Below are 16183 nucleotides of genomic sequence, written 5' to 3' on the forward strand. Positions count from 1 at the left end.
TTACGGGGACGGCTCCCGGAGCGTGGGCAGCTCGGCGGTGACCTCCCGGAGCGTCTGCTCGTTCGCGCCGATCAGCTCCTCGACGCCCGAGGGCAGCCACTCCACGCCGTAGTGGGCGTCCAGGAGCGTGGAGAACGCGGTGAGGACCTGGTCCGGTGACGGGCGGTCGTCCGGCAGCTTGCTGAGGCAGCGCGTCACCACGCCCCGCATCGGGTCGGGCAGCCTGCTGAGGTCGGGGATGCCGTGCACGATCCGCCCGCGCACCTTGCGCCCGTTGCCGAAGGGAGCCGAGCCCGTCGCCGCGAACACCAGCGTCGACCCCAGTGCGAACACGTCGCTGCGCGGCGTCACGGGCTCGCCGAGCGCCTGCTCGGGCGACATGTACGCGGGCGTCCCCATGACCTCCGTGCGGGAGAGCGGGACCGCCCCGAGCGGCCGCGCGATGCCGAAGTCGATCACACGGGGGCCGTCCGACGCGAGCAGCACGTTGGACGGCTTGAGGTCGCGGTGCACGACCCCCGCGTCGTGGATCGCGATGAGCGCCTCCGCCAGCCCGGCACCGAGCCGGCACGCGGCCCGCTCCGGCAGCGGCCCCTTCTCCAGCACCGCCTTCGCGAGGCTCACCCCGCGGATGTACTGCGTCGCCAGCCACGGCCGGTCCGCGTCGGGATCCGCGTCGACGACGGGCGCCGTGTAGAACCCGCTGACCGACCGCGCCGACGTCACCTCCCGCCGGAACCGCGCCCGCCACTTCGGGTCGTCCAGCAGCTCGTCCCGGATGACCTTCACGGCGACCGCCCGGCGGCTCGGCGACGTCGCGAGGAAGACCTCGCCCATCCCGCCCGAGCCGAGCCGCGCGACGATGCGGTAGGGGCCGATCATCTCTGGGACTGCTGGCTGCATCGACACGTTTCCGATCTTGGAGGGCGCGCTTCATCGTGCCATGAACCGGAAGGCGTCCCGCCGGTGCGCCGCTCAGGTCCAGGGAAGCGCGCTCCGGTCGGCCCAGTAGCGCTCCGGCGGGATGCTAAGGCCCGCGAGCACCTCCAGTGCCCGTGCGTCCAGGGACACGCCCATCGCCTGCATGTTGGCTTCGAGTTGCGCGGGGCTGACCGCGCCGATCAGCACCGTGCCCGCCCAGGGACGGCTCAGCGCCGCCGCGATGGCGAGGGCGTCCGGCTCCACGTAGTTCTCGAAGGCGACCGTCCGCGCCGCGAACGGCGGGCGCAGCGCCAGCTTCCCGTTCGCCATCACCTCCTTCAGGATCACGTGCAAGCCCTCCGCGTGGGCCTCCCGCAGCGCGTCCTCCGCCGAGGTCTCCAGGATGTTCCACGTCGACTGGACGGTGCTGAAGATGCGCTGCCCGGACACCTCCAAGGCCATGGCGCGCCGGATGGTCTCGCCCTGCTGCGGCCCCGACGTCGAGAAGCCCACGCGGATCCCGTCGGATGCGGCCTCCGCAATGGCCTCCTGGAGCCGGACGTCCTTGAAGAGGGGGCTGTCCAAGGTGAGCGAATGCACCTGATAGACGGACAGATGGTCGTTCAGAAGTCCCCGGGTCTCCGAGTACTGGGACTGGTACCGCTGCAGGCTGTGCTCCTTGCGTTCGTGCACGGGCGCTTCGATGTCCCAGTCGCCGACGTACGCGTAGCCCCATTTGCTCGACACGGTCACGTTGCCGGGCGCCCGGTCCTCGAGCCACTCGCCCAGGAACTCCTCGGCCCTGCCGTACGACCGTGCCGTGTCGATCCAGCGAATGCCCGCCGCGTAGGCGGCGTCCAGAAGATCCCAGGTCGCCCGGCGGAGGTCGTCCACGCCCCGGTGCAGCGGGAGTTCCTCCGCCCGGCCCACGTTGATGTACGCCGGACGGCCCACCGCCGCCAGCCCGATGCCCAGCCGTCTCGTCAAGTTCATGTCCTTACTTTTGCACGCTCTAGACCCTTCCCAAGCACATGGGTCGTCGAAATGACCAGCAATAACCGAAATGGGGAAAACGTTCTCGCGAAGTTATCCACAGGCCGGTGTTCCGTGTGCGATGGCCGGGCGCGAAAGCGAAGGTGGAAGCCGACGACCCGAGGACGAAAGGACCGCCATGCCCGCCCATTACGGCACCCACCAGTTCGCCCGATACCTCGGAATCTCCCGCTGGCAGATGCGCGTCGGCAGGGAGCACGGCATCCTTCCCGAACCCGACATGGACGGCGAACGCTGGTCGTCCGGCCTCGCCGAGAAACGCAGGGACGACGGCGAACGGGTCGCCGCCGCCTTCGGCGAGGAGCCGCCGGTCGGCTCCACCCGCGCGGCCGCCCGCCTCGCCGCCCGAGTCCGCCTCGACGTGGAACGCCGCGACGTGGAGGTCCTCGCGGCCCGCGGCGACCTGACCGTCATCAGCAGCTTCCGCGGCCACCCGGTCTACCTCCTCCGCGACATCGACGCACTCGACGCCGAGGCCGTCCGGGACGTGGTCGCCGCCCGCAAGGGCCCCCTCCTCGACAGCGTCGACGCGGGCGGCGCCGCGACGATCCTCGACTGGCCCCGCAAGACCTTCGACCGGATAGCCGAGGAACGCGGCCTCGAACGCGACCGACTGGGCCGCTTCGGCCTCCGCGACGTCCACGCCCTCGCCGACGACCCCGAGCTGACCCGCCGCATCCTCACCGAGAAACGCGAGCTGGCCTCGGCGAGATCCCGCAGGGCCGAGGCCCGCGTTGAGGACGCCGCCCGCGCCTGGCTCGCACGCTGCGACGCCTATCTCGACCGCGCCGCCGACGAGCCACCGGACACGGCCGTCCTCCGCAGGGCCCTCCGCGCCCTCCGCACCCTGAGAGCCGAAACCGCCGCTCCACTCCCCGACCCCTGACCACCCGCCCCCACCGCCACTAGCCCGGCGCCCCGCCCCACCCCTTTGCCGCAAACCGCACCCGCACTGGCAGTATCCGACTGCGACGCTCGTTGCCGCCATGGCGGTTACTGCCAGGTGCGGGACGGCGCTCGGCTGTCGCGTTCGCGCGCCGCCCCACGAAGCCGAGGTTCACGACTCAAGGGGCGCGAGGCGCAGGGCCGTGCACCGGACCCCGACGGCGGTGTCGTGCCAGTGGGGCAGCGCCCATCGCCGTTCGTCCGGCAACCAGACCGCTGTCGCGGGAGCGGGCCCAGGCGCGCTGGCGTGCGGACCGCGGGGAGCTGTATCCGGCGACCCGGCCGACGTCGCCGGCCGCCGGGGCCCTTAGCCGCGGCGCCACGACCGGCCGCGCATAGCAACCACCGCCGACCGGGGGCGCTCGCCCCCGAAACGCCCTGCTGCCGCGACCACGGGTGGCTCCGCGCTCCACAGCATGTCGCCAGACGCGCATCCGGGCGTACACGCACTGGGGGCGCGGTGGGGCGCGAGGGGGCCAGAGCGCGGAGACATAAGGGCGACCCTCACGGAGTGCGTGCATCCGGGCACGCGGACGTCCTGGTCGCACGGCAGGGGGCGAGGAGGCCGGGGCGCGCGGGGACATGAGCGCGACCCTTGCGAGTGCGTGCATCCGGGTGCGTGGACGTTTTGAGGGCTCAGTGGGGGCGAGGGAGCCAGGGCACGGGCACGTGAGCGCGACCTTCGCGCCGTGCTGGGCCGCCACGCTGCCTGGATTGCCGCCCGTCGACTGCCATGCCGAGTCGTTGCCGTGTCGGCCGGCGCTTGGTCGGGTGTGGTCGAAAGGCTGGGCGGCGCGAGGCCGGGTTTGTGGATGTTGGCCGACGTGGCGCTGCATCGACTGCCGCGCTGGCTGTTGCCATGGCGGCTGTTGCCCTGCGGCGGCCGGGGTCATGCTGGCTGGCTGCTTCTGTCGGTCGGGTCGCCGAATATCGAGCTGGCGCGGTTCGCTGAGCCCGGTGCCCCGGTGCCCCGGGGCCCCGGGGCCCGGCGCTCTGGCGCCCCGCGCTGCGGGGGCGGTTGGAGGTGTGTGTACCGCGCTGAATGTGCCCCTGGGCCGTCTGTGCTCGGTCAGGTGCGGCGGGCGGTGGAGCGGCGGTTGGGGCGTCGGCGGACGGGCGGGGGCGTGATGGCGGCGTAGAGGAGGTCGTGAGCCTGGATTCTGGACATCGTCGGCAGGCTGGCGGGCAGGGTCGCCTCCGTCGGAGGGACGGCCACCAGACCACCGGCGGTGATGGTCGCGCGGTCGCCGGTCCAGGGGCCCAGCAGGATCGCAGACACCCCGCCTCGTTGGATGTCCAGGATTTCGTGGATCCGGTCGGTCTCGCCCGCGCAGTCGGCGACGAGGAGCAGCCGGGGGATGGGGGGTTTGCCGGCGTTCCGGCGGATCGTCAGCTCGGTTTCGAGATAGGCCAGGGCGGCGTCGAGATTCCCGGGGATGAACAGTTCGGACATGTCGTCGTCGAGGAATTCGTCTTCGTCGAGGCCGAACATGCGGGTGACGTCCGGGCGCGGGATCACGATCAGGGACGGGTGTTGCGTTCCGAGGGCGGCGAGGGTCAGCACGCGGGCCGTTGCCAGGGCTCCCGGGCCCGCGAGTCCCACGGTGCCGACGGCGAACGGGTCGACCGGCGGCCGGTGCCGGAGCGCCGGTGATGGCGACGGGTTCGGGGATGCGGGGGAGGAGAAGCGGCGTCGCAACGGGTAGCAGATCGCGGCGACGACCGGGAGAAGGAGGAGGAGCAACGCCGTTGCCACGGTGGCGGTGGTGGCGTGGGAGCGGGCGGCCGGTGGAGGTGTGTCCGAGTCCGGATGTGCCGCAGATGTGACGTCTGCCGCGTTGGTGTGGGAGGTGAGGAAGTATCGAGGCGGTTGCAGGGCGGCCTGGAGGGGTGGTGGGTGCGGGAGATTGATCTGGGGGGTGCCTAGCGACTTGGCGTGGTCGGTTGGGGGATGTGGTTGGTCTTGACGTTCGTTCCTGGCTTGGGCCGGGGTGGGGGAGTAGCGGTCGGGCTCCCGGCTCTTGCGCTTGGGGTGCTTCGCCCTGGCGGGAAGTTGGGAGAACAGGAAGAGGTGTTCGCCTTGGCGGTCTTCCCTGTGGACGGCGGTGAACGCTGCGCGGTCGACGGCGGGGACCTGCCGGCGGGGGCGTGGAATGTCGGGGGACGTCGCCTCCGCGGTCGCCGGGGCGCCGATGGAGAGGACGCCGGCCGCCGCCGTGCAGCCCAGCGCTCCGCATGCGGAGCGGCAGAGGCCGCCGACCACGGCGGCGAGTCTGAGGTCTGCCACGAAACGGTTCATGTTCGCCCCGGGGGATCGCCTTGGTCGTCGTCGGGACCCGATCGTAGCCAGGGTGACTACAGAGCGTTGACTTTTGGTCACATTGAGGCTGTGGGGGTGAAGATCTTTTTTCGTGCGCCCCGGTGTGCTGCCTGGTGATTTCGCGTGAAATGCGGGCCCGGAACACGTGACCGTGCGGTGCTCCCACGGTGCAGTGGGAGCCACACATCTCGAACCGTGGGGTCAGGCGGCCGCGGGCAGCGACGGGTCGGCGGGCGAGCTGATCACGTCGTAGAGGCCGAGCGGGATCTGGTCGCCCCAGAGCCAGTCGTTGACGGTGCCCTCGTGGTCCTCGGGCGGGCCGACGGTCAGCAGACGGGGGGTGAGCGGTGTGAGGACCACCTGGAACGGGGTCGGGGACGTCAGGCGGACCCGGCGGCTGGAGCCCCAGAAGTCGCCGAAGTCCGCTTCGGTGAGGTGGACATCGCGGTCGATCGTGCGGGAGCGGTGGGCCGGGCCGGTGGCGAGCCAGGACCAGTGGTCGTTCAGGAGCCGGCGGGCCGTGGAGCGCAGCACGTTCAGCGCCGCGAGGTCGTGCGGGCAGGCCACGCCGGCGATCTGGAGTTCGGGCAGCCCGAACCGGCGGAGGCCGCGGGTCCGGAGGCGGACGCACGAGCAGCCGTTGACGCCCTCGGGGTCGCGCTCGGGTTCGGGGGCGGTGCAGCGGCCGTTCGCCCGGAACGGCGGCAGGACGTCGCCGAGCCACTGGTCGGCGAGGACGAAGCGGGACCGTTCGGCGCCGGGTGCGAGGACGTGGCCGGTGACCAGGTCGGCCGCGACTCCGCCGACGGCCTCGGCGAGGGCGCGGGCGGCGGCCCGCGCGACCTGGGACGCGCGCGGCTGGTCGGTGATCGGCGCGGCGGCGGTGACGAGCACGAACTCCTCGGCGTCGTGGAAGGCCCACGCGGCCCGCCGGTCCTCGGGGCGGACGGACGTGACGCCCAGCGGGTTCCAGCGCATGGCGGTCACGTGGTCGCGGGCGAGGTCGAGGGAGGGGGAGCCGACGCGTCCGGCGATGTGCGCGTCGTAGGGACCGGCGGACGTGCGCAGCAGAAGGTTCGCGAGGTCGTGCGGGACGTGCTCGGCGGCGACGGCGAACCGGGACACGGTGGTCGCGGGTACCTGGATCGTGATCATGCGGGTCTCCTTCCGTGGTGACGGGGCCAGCATGGGCCGCCGTGACCGTCCGGCGCGGCGGAAGCGCGGGCTGTGGATAACCGGGGGTCGGGATCCGGTCACGACACGCCGTTCACCATGGAAAAGACCAGCTTCGGCCGAATTCGCGGCGATTCGCGCGGCATCGCGGGCGTAATTGGGGGGAATGTGTACGTTGTGTAGATCAACACTGCTGTGAGCTGCGGGGACGGACCCGCCGCCCAGCCGTCGAACAGGAGGTCCCCGTGACCCGAACGCTGTCGAGGGGCACCCGAGTCACCGGTGCCGAACGCACGCAGCTGGCCAAGGAGCTCGCTCCGCGGTACGCGGCCGGCGAGAGCATCCGGGACCTGGCGGCCGAGACGGGCCGGTCGTACGGGTTCATCTACAACGTCCTGAAGGAGGCGGGGGTCCCGCTGCGCGGCCGCGGCGGCAACACCCGGCGCAAGAAGGGCTGAACCGCTCCCTGCCCGTGACCCAATCCGACGAGCACGAACCGACGCACACAGAGGCGAGCAAATGAACGGACGTCCCCCTCGCCCCCCGGGGGACCCCGTACGCAGCGGGGCCGCGCCCTACATGAGGCGACGCGCCCCGGTGACCTCCGAGCGGCCGTTGAGGCTCGCGAGGTCCGCGGCCGCCCGTCCGGCCGCCCAGCCCTCGAGGTTGGACACCGAACCCGCCTGTCCCATGGCCAGGTTCGGAAACAGCGACTCGACCGCCCGGTCGACGGCCGCGCCGCGCGCCGCCAGCACGGGAAGCGGATCCCGTTCGCCGGCGACCCGCTCGGCCGCGACCCGTTCCGCCGCGCCGTCGGCCGCGCCCCGCAGCCGTTCCCCGATCCGCGCCGCGTAGGCGTTGAGGAACGCGTGCCTGAACGATCGCGTCCTTGAACGGCCTCGTGCGTCCCGCCGCGGGCCCGCCTGGACCATCGCCGACGTCGCCTGCACGAGCAGGGACGTGAACAGCATCTCCACCGCCGCCAGGTCGGCGGGATAGCCCAGCACAGTGGAGAACCCCAGTTCGCGGTGCCACACGGCCCGGCAGTGGTTCGCGTCCGCCACCACCGTGAGCAAGACGGCCTTGGGCGCGTCGTACGGATTGTCGACGGGCACACGGCATCCGGCCGGCGCGGCCACGTCGTCCGACTCGGCGTCCAGAAGCGCGTGGTCGATGCTGTGCCGGGCGATGAGCTCCTGGGCGCGCGCGCTCAGCGCCTCGGCCTCTTCGGGGAACTCCGTCGACTCGGCCTTCGCGAGCAGCGCCCGGACGCGCCCGAGCATCCGCTGGTCGACGTCGCGCGCACGGTGCCGGGGGACGTCCCTGGGCGCGGACCCCGGCGGCGGCCCGATCCGCGCGAGCCGGGGCAGACCCTCCAGGAGATGGATGAGCTCGGCGGCGCAGGTCACGAAGGTCGCGCGGTCGGCGTCCTCACGCGCGCACCAGCCGCCCGGGTGATCCGCGTCGTCGCCCCACCAGACCCGCGCGTCGAGGTCGGCGAGCTGCTGCCGCCAGCGCTCGTCGACGGTCGCGGCGGAGTAGGCGCGCATCTCGGCGGCGATCGCGTCGGTCGCCAGCCGCGCGTGCCGGGCGGAGCGGCGGCGCGCCGTGTAGCGGACGACGTCGGCGGGCTGCCAGCCGCGTTCCCATGCGGTGGTGACGGCCCGGTGCAGCCGTCCGGCGAGGCGGCGGTCGGCGGCGCGGGCGTCCGGGTGCGCGGCGAGCGCGGACGCCCGCTCCCGGAACACGCCCGTGTCGCCGTGCGACAGTGCGGCCAGGGCGGCGTCGACCAGCTCCGCGGAGTCGCCCTCCCGTGGCGGTCGCCACGTATCGCGCACCTGCCGCTCCCGTCTCGTGAGGCCGTTCCGTCGAGGACAGGAGGCATACTGCCACGTCCCCGCACCGACCCGTGCGCGGACGCGTCGCCGTACGCACCGCGGCCTGGCCGGGCGGGCCGGGCCGCGACTGCGGGGGCCGGGCGCGACCGCTGGGGGTGGACGAGACTGCGGTGCTGGACGGAACCGTGGTGCTGCTGGACGGGCTGGACGACGCCGGGAAAAGCGGCGTCCGCATCGCGGCGACACCCGTACCGTCCGCGCCTCGCCTGTCGGTGACAATCCAAGGTGAATGCCCCATGCCGTCGTCAGCAGCCTTCAGCGGCGGTCAGCGGCTGTCGTCGGCCTGTCATGCGCAGACCCCCGAGCTCGTCCCCTGGGGCCGGTACGTCGAGCACGTCGACGCCCTCGCGGACATGGTCGCGTCCCCTCGCGTCGGCGACCCGGCCGCCGAGGTCGAGCCGCTCGTCGCGCGCCGCCAGTGGGAATGCGTTCGGGGGATAGCGCGGCGGGCCGCGCCGAGTGCGCGCGGATCGTCGCCGCTGTTCGCACGCCCGCTCGCCGCCGCCAATGCCGTTGCCGAGCCGGGAACCGGGAGCCGGGGGACGAAAGGGGCGCCGACGGATCAGATAACGGGGCGCGGGTTCGCCGAGATTGCCCCCGGGGTTGTCCGGGCGTTCTGCCGTGCCCGTCCCGAAGGGCGCCGTCCGCCGTCCGTCAGTGGCAGCCGTCGGTCGGTCGCTCGTAGGTGCTTCGGCGGTCGTTCGCGGGGCGGCCGCCGGTAGCGGATGTCAGCCGCCGTCGGCGGCGGGGTGGGGGTCTCGCATCTCGTCGACGACGACGCTCTGGTAGGCGCGGGAGGTGTCGGGGACGTAGCTCAGGCGGGCGAGAGCCCGGCCCGCGTCGTCGCGGATCTCGAAGTGGTAGTGCTCCGGGGTGTCGCCGACGTGCGCGACGGCTTGGTCATGCCGGAGCCGGCACATGGTGTCGACCTTCTCCAGCGCCACCTCCAGGGTCCCCGCGTCGCTGATGAGCCGGGCCGGCTCGCTCGTCTCCCAGATCTCGAACATGGTCGCGTCCTGTCGGCGGTGTGTCGGAAGGAACGGGCGGGACATTCCAGACGTCGGGAGACAGCTTGCGCTGAAATGGTGGATCTTTCAATCAGTACAGATCTCAGATCGATCACTATTCGGAGTCGTTCGCCCCCGTAGCGTCATGCGCGCCGACGGTGACGGAGGTCTCCCGCGCCGCCGGTTCGACGAAGCGCAGCAGCGCCTCGCCCTCCGCCGTCAGCGCGTCGACGGCCTCCGGCGGCAGCGGCTCGAACGGGCGGAGCCGCAGGGTGGCGACCCGGCGCTTGTACTCGGTCTCCCAGACGCCGCGCGCGAACCCGTCCCACAGGAACACGGCCCGCACGCGGAGGTTCTTGGTGGTGAGGTTCGGGCGGTGCGCGTCGGCGATGATCCTTCGGCGGTCCGCGTGCGCCAGGACGAGCGAGTCGAACTCGGGCAGGAAACGCGCGGGCGCCGGGACGTCCGGGTCCGGCCGCGGGGCGTCGGGAAGGTCGAACAGTTCGCGGCCCGTGTCGTCGGTGAAGACGCGCAGCCGCGGCCGCAGCCGGTCGAACACCTCCCCGAGCCCGGCCAACCCCGACCAGGTCTGCGCGTCGGCGGCCGAGGCGGGACCGAAGGCCGCCAGGTAGCGCAGCATCAGCGCGTCCACCGCCGGTTGGGCGGCGAGCGGCGAGCCGAGCCAGGAGTCGGCGAGCGCGAACTCGGACGCGCGCGGGAAGCCCCACCGGTCGTCCGTCGGCACCATGACCAGCGGGACGCACATCCGGACGGCGTAGCCGAGCGCCCGTTCGTTGACGTCCGGGAACTCGTCCTGCAGCAGCGCGCGGATCTCGTTGAACGTCCTCGGCCGGTCCCGGAGCAGCGTGCGCGCGGCGTCGGCCGTCGCGGCGACGTCGAGGCCCTCGGCGCGGCTTCCGAGGACGCGCAGGCCGCCGTCCAGCATCGGCTGGAGCGTTGTGCGGAAGGCGCTGTAGTCCGGGCCCGTCATCAGGTGCAGCGTCGCGCGCATCGCGGTCGCCCGGACGACCGAGCGGTCGTGCAGGGCCGCGTGGAGTTCGGACGCCTCAAAGCCGTCGAGGCGTGACCAGAGGCCGAAGTAGGGCGGTTTGGGCTCCTGCGCCTGCATGCCGAGCAGCCTGCCGACGGCCTCGGCGACGGTCGTCCGTTCGCGCGCCAGGAGCATCTGCCGGGCCAGGGTCGCCCGGTTGAGGTCGCGGATGCCGAGTGTTTCCGTCACCGCGCCGAGCCTACTCTCGGCCGCTTCCGGGCCTGGAGGCGACCGCGCAGCGCCGTCTGGGCGTGCTCCCGCAATGACGCGTGAACGGGCCCGGCATCGCAGCGGGCGTGCCGCGCGAGGGGCAGGACGAGCGGCGGCAGTTCCAGCGGGCTCGGCACCCACGCGAGCCCGAGGCCCGCCGTAAAGAGCCGGTGCGGCCGTTCGCTGGCGAAGCCCACGAGGTTGCTCTCCCGGACGGACGAGCAGCGCCGCGGCGATCGTCGGGACGGTCGCTGCGGCCCGCCTTGATTCCGACGCCCGAGAGGCGCTCGTTCAGGGGCCGGTCAGCCGTCCGCGCCGTGTATGGACAACGTGGGCGGCCCGGCCGAACGACCGATGTGACCGGTTCTCCAGCGCTGGCGGCGACCGTCCCGGCGAACGCCGCGAGTCCTGCCGCCCCTCGTCGTCGGACACCTCCAGGGCCGACTCGAACCCCTCGACGCTGGTGGGCCGCCTCGCGCAGCGCCAGGCTGCAGTTGAAGGAGTTGCCGCGGCAGATCGCCTGCGGGTTGTTCAGGTCGAGGCTCCCGGCCCCAAGCTCGCGTCGGTGTCGATCCCGGTCGCTGCTGCCCGCCCGCGCCGGTCTGGGGTCTGGAGTGAATGGTGCCGCGCTGGCACCGTCCTGACCGGCTGGTGTGTGGACGGTCTGCTGCGGTTCGGGGCGGGGCGTTGAGCGCGGTCGACGCGGCGGTGCACGCGGGGGAGATCGAGGCGTTCACGGACGGGGTCTCCGCCGGGTATCGGGGTCGTCGCCATCGTGGTGGGCGTTTTCGCGGTCCTCGCGGCCGCAAGACGGCCCGGGCCTGGGGCCGTCGAGGGGGTGCGGAGGGCGTTCGGGGCGGGTGAGACACGAGTGAGATAAGTCTCAGGGTGCTCGGCGGCGGCAGCGCGTGGTGGGTCCGGCGGCCCGGTTGGGCAGGGAAGTGCAACGTCAGGCGGTGCGTCGCCGGGGGCGGGCCGTCTGGTCGTGTCTGGGCCGGTTCGGTCTCGGACCGGGCGGCGTCCTCCGCATCGGTGCTGGTCAGGGCGTTGCGGGAGGTCGGGAAACGGGAGGTCGGGTGATCGGGAACGAGCGGTGGGCGGGAAGGTTACGGGCTGATATACCGTAAAATGCACGTGCATCGGCTCTTGCACATGCACGCCATTACTAGCAGGATTGCCCCGGACCCCCCGCACGTGAACTCGCCGGAGATCGCGATGACCGCACACTTGAGCGACAGTGACCGACAGGCGCTGCGGCTGGCCCAGGATCTCCGCGAGGAGATGCGGGCCGCGCTCCCGCAGCTGCCGGCCGACCCGTCGGTTTCCCCCTTCGTCGACCCGGGCGGGACGCCCAGCGTCCTCCTGCGGATGGACGCGGACACGGCGCGCGCGCTGATGGCCGTGCTGGCCGAGCGCCGTGCGGCGCCCGCGGGGGAGCAGCCGGCGGAACCGCGCCGGGCCGACGGCTCGCACGTGCCGCCGCCCGTGCCCCCGCAGAGCGCGCAGCCCGCGGCCCCCGCGCAGGCGCCCGTGGCCGCCGCCGGCGTGCCGTTCGGTGAGCCGGCCTTCGGGATGAGCGCCGCGCCCTACGGGCAGCCCGCGTTCGCCGAGGCGCCCTACGCGCAGGCGCCGTACGGGGAGGCTCCGTACGGCGAAGCCCCTTACGGTGAGGCCCCCTACGCCGAGGCTCCTTACGCGCAGGCCCCCTACGCGCAGGCCCCCATGGCGGGGCAGGACACGGGCGGGCACATGGCTGTCGGCGGGACCGGCCCGACGCCGCTCGTGCCGTCGGCCTACCCGACGCACTGACCCCCGGCCCGTGCGTTCCCGGGCGTAGGGAGTCCCGCCGAGCGCCGGCTCGCGCGCCCGTCCGAGCTCCCTTGGACGGCGTCCACTCTTTCGATGATCGGCCCCGGCCGCCCTTGGGCGGCCGGGGCCGACTCGTTTCCCGTGTGACCGCCGCCTCACGGAGGTGCGTGGAATGCGGGCCGCCCGTGCGGCGTTACTCCCCGGACACGACGAGTGGGGCGGTGACCCGCCCGTACGCCGTGAAGGTAGATCGATATCGTCCCGGGCCCGGCTCGGGCACCGTCCGCCGAAGATCGTTGCGGGGACGGGGCGACCGGCCGGAAACGCCGATGAGAAAGGCGATCCGGCGCAGTTCTCGATAAAACGATCTACCTTCTCAAAGGTAAAATATCCCTGGATTTGGCGAAATGTAGGTAATGGCGTATATGCTCGTCGTCAGGTCCCGGTCAAAGAACCCTTGACCTGGGCCGTCACAGAGCCGTCGCTCCCGCCCGCCAGGCGGGGACCACTCTGCCGAATCGCGGCCGCATCCATGCAGCCGGCCGCGGCCGGGCGGGCCTGAGCGCCCCCGGTCGGCAATTCTCCCGCTTCATTCCACCCGCGTCGACGCGCGCCCGAGCACGGGCGTCCGGCGAACGGCGCGGGCGCGGCCCCGCCATGCCCGCGGGGTGCGGCATGCGGGTCCGCTCAGCGGCGGTGCATCTCGAGTCCCGAGTCTCGAAAGCCGTTCCCTCCTGCCCGGACGACCCCTGTGCTCCGGCGCGGAACGGCGGTCCTGTTGACCGAACGAAGGAATCACATGCAGAAGCGAGCGATCAACGTCGTCCTGACCAGTATCACCGGCACCGCACTTGCCGGCATGCTCGTGGCCGGTGTGGCGGCCGCCAGCGACGACGGCGCTCCCGACCAGCAGCGGCTCCTGTCCGAGAAGATCACCGCGCAGGAGCACAGCCCCTCCCTGCCGGGCGAGGGGAAGGCCCGGCCCGAGCCCGCGAAGCCCGAGCCGGGGAAGGCCGGCGGCGCCGAGGCGAAGCAGCCCGCGAAGCCCGACGCCGCCAAGGACAAGAAGGACGAGGACGTGCTGCTCAGCGGCACCACGAAGGCGTCCTACTTCTGGGACGACGGCTCCGGCATCCGCGGCGACACCGGCGCCCCCGCGAGCGGGGAGCCCATGCAGAAGGGCATGTTTGCCAGCCCGAGCTGGCCGATGATGACGAAGGTCCGGGTCAGCTACGACGGGCGCACCGTCACCGGCTTCGTCGGCGACCGCGGCCCGGGCGAGCCCTCGCACCGCGGCATCATGCTCGACCTCGACACCCACACCTTCCGGTACCTGCTGGACGGCGGGGAGCCCGAGAGCAACTACGACGCGGGCACCGGCCAGGGCCACATCGAGGGCCTCAAGTGGGAGGTCCTGGAGTGGGGCGACGGCGCCGGCGAGCGCGGCGAGCCCCAGCCCTTCGGGTCCTGACCCCCGGCCTCCGCGCGAACGGGCGACGCCCCGGCGATCTTCGGATCGCTGGGGCGTCGCCCGTTCAAGGAGGGGACGCGGAACGCGTTACGCCGTCACCGGCGGGGAAGCGTCGAGCAGCCGCCGGAACGCCGCGGCGGCCTCGCCGATCCGGCGCACCGAGCACGACTCGTCCGTGACGTGCGCCTGCTCGGGATCGCCGGGACCGTAGACCACGACGTCCGGTCCGCCGAGCATGCCCGTCAGCACCGAGGCGTCCGTGAAGTACGTCGCGTACTCGGGCTCGCGCGCGGACGCGCCGGGCGCGAGCAGCTCCAGCACGCGCGCGACGTCCGGGGAAGCGGGGTCCGTGGCGACGCCGGGCAGGTCGACGAGCCGCTCGAGCCCGACCTCCGGCCCGCACAGCTCCGCGATCGCCGCGACGGCCGCGTCCGACCCGAAGCCCGGGACGGTGCGGACGTCCAGCCGCATCTCGGCGCGGTCGGGCACCAGGTTCGGCTGCACGCCCGCGTGGAAGGTGCCGACGTTCACCGTCACCGGCCCGTGCGTCGGGCTCACCGGCCATCCCCGGTGCCCGTGGACCCGCGTCGCGGCGGCGGCCAGCGCGGCGAGGGCGTTGCGGCCCAGCTCGGGACGCGAGCCGTGCGCCGACACCCCGTGCGCGGTCGCCCGCAGCCACAGCGTGCCCTTGTGGCCCAGCACCGTCCGGTTCGCGGTCGGCTCGGCCACCACCAGCAGGTCCGTCGGGACGAGCGACGCCGGGTCGAGCCGCGCGGCGCCGTCGCATCCGGTCTCCTCACCGAACGTGAACACCAGCTGCAGCGGACGGTCGCGCCCGGCGTCCGCCGCCGCGGCGATCTGGCACGCGACGCCCGCCTTCATGTCGCTGCTGCCGCGCCCGAGCAGCCGCCCGTCCCGCACCTCGCCGCAGAGCGGGTCGAACGACCAGCCGGACGGGTCGGCGGGCACGGTGTCCAGGTGCCCGGTGAGGGTGACCGGCACGCGGGGCGCGGCCGGTCCGCGGCGGGCGACGACGTTCGCGCGCCCCGCCTCCGGCTCGTCCACGCGGACGTCGAAGCCCGCGCCGTCGAGCACTCCGGCGACCAGGTCGGCGGCGGCGCGCTCCCCGCCGGCCCGGGTGTCGGTCCGCACCAGCCGCCGCGCCAGGTCCAGCGCGTCGATCGTCGGGCCAGCCGTGTCCATTCCGTCCCCCTGCAGCTCAGGCGTCCGCGCGGGTGCTGTCGCGCACGACCAGGCTCGGCACCAGCGAGATGTGCGCGGACGGCCCGCGCTCCTCCCGCGCGGCCCCGGCGGCCGCGGCCAGCAGCCGGACGGCCTCGGCCGCGATCCGCTCGCGGGGCTGGTCCACGGTCGTCAGCGCCGGCTCGCTCAGCCGCGCGAACTCGATGTTGTCGTAGCCGGTTACCTGCACGCGTCCCGGGACGTCCACGCCGTGCGCGCGGCAGGCGCGGGTGACGCCGAGGGCGATCAGGTCGTCGGCGCACACGATCGCGTCCGGCGGGCCGCCCTCGGCGATCAGCCGCGCGGCGGCCGTCTCGCCCCACTCCACGCTGTAGTCGCCGAGGAGGACCTGCTCGGGCGCCACCGCGATGCCGAGGTCGTCGGCGCGGCGGCGGAACCCGGCGAAGCGCTGCTCGGTCGAGGAGTTGGTCAGCAGCGAGCCGACGAACGCGGCCGAGCGCGCCCCGCCCGCGTGCAGATGGTCCATGACCTGGCGCATCGCGGCGACGTCGTCCACGCCGACCCAGTCGGTGCTGGTGCCGCCGACGAACCGGTCGAGCTGGACGAGCGGCAGCCGGTCGGCCGTCTCCTGCACGGCGGCGCCGCTCAGCGTGCCGTGGCTCGGGCTGACGATGATGCCGTCGACGTTGCGGGCGACGAGCGTCGCGAGCCGCCGCGCCTCGACCTCGGGGTCGGAGCGGGCGTCGCACAGCAGCAGCTCCTTGCCCTCGCGGCCGAGGGCGTGCTCGACGCTTTCCACCAGCGAGGTGAAGAACGGGTTGGAGATGCTCGGCACGACCATGCCGACGGTGTCGGTGCGGCTGTTGCGCAGGGCCCGCGCGATCGAGTTGACCTGGTAGCCGAGCTCGTCGGCGGCCGCCCTGACCTTGCGCTGCACCGCCGCGGAGACCGGCCCGCGGCCCGACAGGACGCGCGAGACCGTCGCGGTGGAGACCCCCGCCCGCTCGGCGACCTGTGCGATCGTCACCCGCTGCAATCGATTACTCCTCCAGCCGCCGCCGGCGCCGAACCCTGCCAGATCAAGTTGAGATATGCCGACTATACCCCCTTGACGGCCTGGGG

At 73.2% G+C, this 16183-nt stretch carries 14 protein-coding genes; 5 read left to right on the forward strand and 9 right to left on the reverse strand.

What is annotated here, in order from left to right; translation table 11 throughout:
• Entirely contained in the window at window positions 1-903 is a 903-nt protein-coding gene (locus tag H505_RS41265; RefSeq protein ID WP_084550112.1) for a serine/threonine-protein kinase, read from the reverse strand.
• Between the two features lie 72 nt (window positions 904-975).
• Window positions 976-1914, reverse strand: coding sequence for an aldo/keto reductase (locus H505_RS0111465; RefSeq protein ID WP_026402100.1), 939 nt, complete (start codon window positions 1912-1914; stop codon window positions 976-978).
• A 178-nt stretch (window positions 1915-2092) separates the two neighbouring features.
• Between H505_RS0111465 and H505_RS47520 the strand changes: the two genes are divergently transcribed.
• Complete coding sequence (locus tag H505_RS47520; protein WP_051300542.1) at window positions 2093-2860, forward strand: hypothetical protein; 768 nt, start codon at window positions 2093-2095, stop codon at window positions 2858-2860.
• Between the two features lie 1128 nt (window positions 2861-3988).
• On the opposite strand, the gene H505_RS0111475 is transcribed toward H505_RS47520, so the two are convergent.
• Both H505_RS0111475 and H505_RS41275 read right to left on the reverse strand, forming a co-directional pair.
• Window positions 3989-4675, reverse strand: a complete 687-nt coding sequence (locus H505_RS0111475; RefSeq protein WP_125621334.1) for a hypothetical protein — start codon at window positions 4673-4675, stop codon at window positions 3989-3991.
• Between the two features lie 765 nt (window positions 4676-5440).
• Window positions 5441-6394 (reverse strand): hypothetical protein, encoded by a 954-nt coding sequence (locus H505_RS41275; RefSeq protein WP_051300543.1) that lies wholly within the window; start codon window positions 6392-6394, stop codon window positions 5441-5443.
• A gap of 263 nt (window positions 6395-6657) precedes the next feature.
• Between H505_RS41275 and H505_RS0111485 the strand changes: the two genes are divergently transcribed.
• On the forward strand, window positions 6658-6870 hold the full coding sequence (locus H505_RS0111485; RefSeq protein ID WP_026402102.1) for a helix-turn-helix domain-containing protein: 213 nt from the start codon (window positions 6658-6660) through the stop codon (window positions 6868-6870).
• 117 nt (window positions 6871-6987) lie between these two features.
• Here H505_RS0111485 and H505_RS41280 read toward each other — a convergent pair whose 3' ends face one another.
• Window positions 6988-8250, reverse strand: coding sequence for a DUF2786 domain-containing protein (locus H505_RS41280; RefSeq protein WP_051300544.1), 1263 nt, complete (start codon window positions 8248-8250; stop codon window positions 6988-6990).
• A gap of 170 nt (window positions 8251-8420) precedes the next feature.
• Here H505_RS41280 and H505_RS49785 point away from each other — a divergent pair, with 170 nt between their 5' ends.
• Entirely contained in the window at window positions 8421-9032 is a 612-nt protein-coding gene (locus H505_RS49785; RefSeq protein ID WP_157432963.1) for a hypothetical protein, read from the forward strand.
• 6 nt (window positions 9033-9038) lie between these two features.
• Here H505_RS49785 and H505_RS0111495 read toward each other — a convergent pair whose 3' ends face one another.
• Both H505_RS0111495 and H505_RS0111500 read right to left on the reverse strand, forming a co-directional pair.
• Window positions 9039-9317 (reverse strand): hypothetical protein, encoded by a 279-nt coding sequence (locus H505_RS0111495; RefSeq protein WP_026402103.1) that lies wholly within the window; start codon window positions 9315-9317, stop codon window positions 9039-9041.
• 115 nt (window positions 9318-9432) lie between these two features.
• Window positions 9433-10557 carry a winged helix DNA-binding domain-containing protein gene (locus tag H505_RS0111500; RefSeq protein ID WP_026402104.1) on the reverse strand — a complete coding sequence of 375 codons (1125 nt, stop codon included), beginning with the start codon at window positions 10555-10557 and terminating at the stop codon, window positions 9433-9435.
• Between the two features lie 1248 nt (window positions 10558-11805).
• Here H505_RS0111500 and H505_RS0111505 point away from each other — a divergent pair.
• Both H505_RS0111505 and H505_RS47525 read left to right on the forward strand, forming a co-directional pair.
• Window positions 11806-12387, forward strand: coding sequence for a hypothetical protein (locus tag H505_RS0111505; protein ID WP_157432964.1), 582 nt, complete (start codon window positions 11806-11808; stop codon window positions 12385-12387).
• Window positions 12388-13186: 799 nt separating this feature from the next.
• Window positions 13187-13858 (forward strand): RlpA-like double-psi beta-barrel domain-containing protein, encoded by a 672-nt coding sequence (locus tag H505_RS47525; RefSeq protein WP_026402106.1) that lies wholly within the window; start codon window positions 13187-13189, stop codon window positions 13856-13858.
• An 87-nt stretch (window positions 13859-13945) separates the two neighbouring features.
• Here H505_RS47525 and H505_RS0111515 read toward each other — a convergent pair whose 3' ends face one another.
• Both H505_RS0111515 and H505_RS0111520 read right to left on the reverse strand, forming a co-directional pair.
• The gene (locus H505_RS0111515; protein WP_034517554.1) at window positions 13946-15061 is read right to left on the reverse strand and encodes a M20 family metallopeptidase; all 1116 of its coding nucleotides are present in this window, start codon (window positions 15059-15061) and stop codon (window positions 13946-13948) included.
• 16 nt (window positions 15062-15077) lie between these two features.
• A complete protein-coding gene (locus H505_RS0111520; protein WP_199747805.1) occupies window positions 15078-16088 on the reverse strand; it encodes a LacI family DNA-binding transcriptional regulator in 1011 nt (336 codons plus the stop codon).
• Between the last annotated feature and the right edge of the window lie 95 nt (window positions 16089-16183).

The sequence above is a fragment of the Actinomadura rifamycini DSM 43936 genome, assembly GCF_000425065.1.
Taxonomy (GTDB): Bacteria; Actinomycetota; Actinomycetes; order Streptosporangiales; family Streptosporangiaceae; genus Spirillospora; species Spirillospora rifamycini.